6 protein-coding genes and 1 pseudogene are annotated in these 4,663 nt (G+C 41.8%); 1 reads left to right on the top strand and 6 read right to left on the bottom strand.

Annotated features, from left to right (window positions below; genetic code table 11):
* The 6 genes from C4E06_RS27650 to hypD all read right to left on the bottom strand — a co-directional run.
* The coding region (locus tag C4E06_RS27650; RefSeq protein WP_232826162.1) for an ATPase, T2SS/T4P/T4SS family at positions 1-316 on the bottom strand (316 nt) is incomplete at its 3' end.
* A gap of 29 nt (positions 317-345) precedes the next feature.
* A complete protein-coding gene (locus tag C4E06_RS27645; RefSeq protein ID WP_198648341.1) occupies positions 346-651 on the bottom strand; it encodes a hypothetical protein in 306 nt (101 codons plus the stop codon).
* Between the two features lie 282 nt (positions 652-933).
* On the bottom strand, positions 934-1,137 hold the full coding sequence (locus C4E06_RS05280; protein ID WP_107667120.1) for a phycobilisome linker polypeptide: 204 nt from the start codon (positions 1,135-1,137) through the stop codon (positions 934-936).
* Positions 1,138-1,323: 186 nt separating this feature from the next.
* Complete coding sequence (gene apcB / locus C4E06_RS05275) at positions 1,324-1,809, bottom strand: allophycocyanin subunit beta (RefSeq protein WP_107667119.1); 486 nt, start codon at positions 1,807-1,809, stop codon at positions 1,324-1,326.
* Positions 1,810-1,896: 87 nt separating this feature from the next.
* A complete protein-coding gene (gene apcA, locus C4E06_RS05270; RefSeq protein ID WP_009547370.1) occupies positions 1,897-2,382 on the bottom strand; it encodes an allophycocyanin subunit alpha in 486 nt (161 codons plus the stop codon).
* A gap of 424 nt (positions 2,383-2,806) precedes the next feature.
* Complete coding sequence (gene hypD, locus C4E06_RS05265; RefSeq protein WP_107667118.1) at positions 2,807-3,913, bottom strand: hydrogenase formation protein HypD; 1,107 nt, start codon at positions 3,911-3,913, stop codon at positions 2,807-2,809.
* A gap of 310 nt (positions 3,914-4,223) precedes the next feature.
* Between hypD and C4E06_RS05260 the strand changes: the two are divergent.
* Positions 4,224-4,663, top strand: a pseudogene (locus C4E06_RS05260) (PhoH family protein); the annotation flags it as partial.

Below are 4,663 nucleotides of genomic sequence, written 5' to 3'. Positions count from 1 at the left end.
CTTTCGGGTTAGATAGGTTTCTACAAAAGAGACTATAAAGCAAGGAACTGGGGACTTGTTTGTCGGTGCTGGTTACGAGTAATAACCCTGAAGAACCTTGGAGTATCTCTTCTAAAGACTGTCTCATCGGTTCATTGGGAATCAAGTTCTCTAAATTGGGAGGTTTAACAGCACTATCGACCACACGAATGGTCATTTTTTCCCCATAAAAACAGGGTTGAGTCTGCACAAAAAAGTGAATGGTCCGTCCGCCTCCCCGTTTACGAATGCGACCTTTTTGTCGGGTTTGAGATTGGTTAATGTCTAACTCAGCCATCAGTTTTAAGCGAGATAAGATGGCTGAGGTTAATTTTTCGGTAGGGGATCGATGAGGGGTTTAAGACTTTTTTTGTGGCCGTAGCGAATGCTTAAAAAATTGGCTTCTGGTTCAATTTCGAGGTGAGTGGCTTGTTTTTCCACTGCTTTGGCCAGAAATTTATTCACCAGGGTCACAACGGTCTGGGATTGGGTTTCATGAGGATTAAGATTTGTTGATGCCCCCAATTGTTGAGAGGGGGATTCATCACCCACTATTGTGGCCTGACAATCAGGAAGTTTTTGACCAATCAAAGTGGCTTCACAATTTAAAGATTCTTGAGAGTGATTAGACATGGGTGGTTAACGATAGGGTGTAATTTGGGTTGGTTGAATAATAGGGATTAACTTCTATAACAGTTCTCTTATTTTCGGGGCTGGTTAATTTTTAGAACCAGAAAATGATGTCTACTCGGCTATTCTTTCTCAGCATTCCCAAATTTTTCTCTTCGTTTACCATCTCAGCCAAAAATTTTCCCAAGGACAATAAAAAGGGGCCCATATCGACCCCTTGTTGTCTCAGTAGAAACTGATGGTTTTTCTTTTCTACCGACAATTTTTGAGATAACTTTTTTGTATCTACATTAATCCAGTATTAGTTCCAGGTTTACCTGTGGCTAATTCTACTTTGACGATTTTACCGCCCATTTTCATGATGCGTTGTTGTTCCCGAAACCAGTTATCATAGGGAACTAATTTTGTGAAAAAGGTATTTTGTAATTCCCGCTGAGTCCGAATTCTTGTTTGACTGGGAACACAGGCGGTGACTTTAAACATTCGCATGGCTCGAGGTCTCCTAAATTTTCTCAAAAATCCTGATATAACAAAGTTCGGGAGTCAAGAGTCAATACTAGATCGTCAAAACCTATCTTTAGCAGCAAAGATTAAGCCTTTAACCAGCTAGCACTCACTCTAGACTTCCCGAACCTCTTTTTGGTAACCTTTAGTCCGTTGTTACCCTTATTGGTTCTAGCTTAAGCCAGAGCAAATGTAGTCAAAATAAACACCCATTTCTTTTCCTGCGTCTGCACCAACGAGACCAGCGGTGACTTCTTTCATCGCTTGGATGGCTTGAACAGTGCTACCTACGGGAACGCCTAAGGAGTTGTAGGTTTCTTTTAATCCATTGAGAACACGCTCATCGAGGATAGAAGGATCACCGGCTAACATAGCATAGGTGGAATAACGTAAATAGTAGTCGAGGTCACGAATACAAGCAGCGTAACGACGAGTGGTGTACATATTACCACCGGGACGGGTAACATCGGAGTACAGTAAGGACTTAGCAACTGCTTCTTTAACAATCGCAGCAGCGTTAGCACTGATGACACTAGCAGCACGGACACGGAGTTCTCCGGTCGCGAAGTAGGTTTTCAATTTGTCCATAGCAGAGCCATCGAGGTACTTTCCTTGTACGTCGGCGGAATTAATGACAGAGGTAATTGCGTCTTGCATAGTTTTGCTTCCTTAATCTTGCCTAGTCTTCAACAGTCTTACAATTATTGGGGACGGCTTGGATAGTTTGAGTTATTTTAACTCGTCTTAGCTCATCGCACCAATGACATAATCAAAGTAAGAACCAGCTTCTGCTGCATCATCAGCAGACATCATTCCGGTTGCTACTTCTTTCATTTCTCTTACACTTTGGGCTACAGCTTCGATGGGGGTTCCCAAAGATTTGTACATTTCCCGTACACCCACTAAACCAATTTCTTCGATGGGGGTAACGTCACCAGAAACGATTCCGTAGGTGATTAAACGAAGATAGTAGTCCATGTCACGAAGACAGGTAGCGGTCATTTCTTCACCGTAAGCGTTTCCACCAGGGGAAACAACATCAGGACGCTTCTGGAATAAGCGATCGCCGGCTTGCTTAACGATGGTTTCCCGTGAACCGGTTAAGGTTTCTGCAATGCGTAAACGAGCAGCACCGCCGGTCACAAAGGCTTTGATTCTATCAAGTTCGCCAGGGCTGAGGTAGCGGGCTTCTGCATCAGCATTCACGATGGATTTCGTGACAATACTCATTGATGGATTCCTCCCAATAAATTGAATTAGATGCTCTTAAACTGACATCTTATACCAAATCGGGTTGCTGTTGAATCAGTCAACTTGATTCATGATTAAGCAACCTGACCCAATTATTTTCTGGCATTGTGTTGACATTCACTATTGTTTCTTAATATTTTGTAATATTTTGTTCAGAAATTGGGGGTCAACAAGGGGCTGTTTCACTCGATCACAAAGATCCTAGTTAGGATTGTGGGGGAGCTTGGGAGATCGGAGCGGGGGAGAAAGAAAATAGGATAAAACTAAAAAATTGGTGAGTATAATTGATATTTGTAGAGATTTGTAGCTATTTAAATCTTTATTGGCTCTAAAATAAGTTTTTACAATCTCCCTTCTCCCTGCTCCGGCGCTCCCTTGCAGCCCAAACAAGTAAGTTTTCACTCTACTGAGTTTTTTGGTGGTGTCGATAGCGGTAATAGGCAGCACAAGCTCCTTCTGAGGATACCATGGGCGCCCCTAGGGGCTGTTCTGGGGTGCATTGGGTTCCGAAGGCCGGACAATCATTGGGCTTTTTGTAACCTTGCATGATTTGACCGCTAATACAAACCTCTGGGGGGGTTGATAGGGTCATGGTTGATAAGTCGGCTTCAAAGCGTTTTAAGGCATCATAGAGGGCGTATTCTGTGCGCAATCCGAGGCCACTCTCTCCAATCTCTCCAATACCTCGCCAACGACGGGGAACCACTTCAAAAACTTCTTGAATCACTTGTTGGGCTAAAGAATTACCTTGGGTTTTTACCGAACGAAGATATTGATTTTCACAGTTAAATTTTCCTGTTTCTAACTGTTGAATACAATGGTAAATTCCTTGCAACACATCAATGGGTTCAAATCCAGTAACCACGATAGGAACTTGATATTTTTCGGCAATGGGTTGATAAGCTTCATAACCCATAACTGTACACACATGACCGGCAGCTAAAAATCCTTGAACCACACAATTAGGAGAGGATAAAAGGGCTTCCATTGCCGGGGGAACTAAAACATGGGAAACTAACAAAGAAAAATTCGTTATTCCCTGCTGTTTGGCCTGATACACTGCCATAGCAGTGGCGGGTGTGGTGGTTTCAAAGCCAACGGCGAAAAAAACCACCTCTTGATCAGGATTTTCTTGAGCAATTTTTAAACTATCTAAGGGTGAGTAAACAATCCGAACATCTCCCCCAGATGCTTTAATGCTTAATAAATCTTTTTCGCTTCCAGGAACCCGTAACATATCCCCAAAGGAGCAGAAAATAACATTAGAAAGACTGGCAATTTTTAAAGCACAATCAATTAATTCAATCGGGGTAACACAAACAGGACAACCAGGTCCATGAATGAGAGTTATTTCCGAGGGTAATAAACTATCAATTCCGTATTTAACAATAGAGTGAGTTTGCCCGCCACAAATTTCCATAATTGTCCAAGATTGGGTGACGGTTTTTCTAATTTCTTCTACATATTTCTGCGCTAAATCTGCACTGCGATATTCATCAACAAATTTCATAACTCTTGACTAAAAAATGACAATGGAGGATAGATTTAGGGGTCAATACTCTTATCTGTAGCTTGATGATAGTTGTCGGGTTCGATTCTTCGGTGAAAATTAACTTTTTTTTTGTTTTTGCTCATTTGAAAGGATTATTTGAGGCAATCTTCAGGTTAATTAGTAGAAAATTAAGTAAGGGTGTGTTAAGTTATGGAAATATTGATTGATTAACCCCCTAGGCAAAGGGTTAAATCATTCATTACCCTTGATAATAATCATCGTTTAAACCAGCCAATTATCTTAAAAAGGATTATATTAATCATCATAAATGACCGAAACTTCTCAAACCCTTCAATTACCCAGTCATGAAAGTGCGATCGCTTTAGCCGGTGTGGCCGAAGAAAACCTCAAATTCCTCTCCCGTCACACCGGGGCTAACTTAGTGTTGCGCGGTCAAGAATTAAGTATTTATGGACCTGAAAAACCTGTCGAACGGGTGGTTAAAGTTTTGCGATCGCTACAACCCTATTGGCAGGAAGCGAAAACCATTTCTCGTCCCGATTTAATGACGGCGTTTCAAGCGTTAGATACGGGACGCATGGACGAATACCAAGACCTACAAAAGTCTATTTTAGCAAGAAACTCGCCGAGGGGAAGTGGTTCGGGCGAAAACCTTTCGACAAAAGCAATATATTAAAGCCATACAAAAAACACGATGTTACTTTTTGTATTGGTCCAGCAGGAACAGGAAAAACCTTTTTAGCTGCG

The organism is Cyanothece sp. BG0011 (assembly GCF_003013815.1).
GTDB lineage: Bacteria > Cyanobacteriota > Cyanobacteriia > Cyanobacteriales > Microcystaceae > Crocosphaera.
Note: the sequence above shows the minus strand (reverse complement) of the source record. Positions and strands in the feature narration are given on the sequence as shown.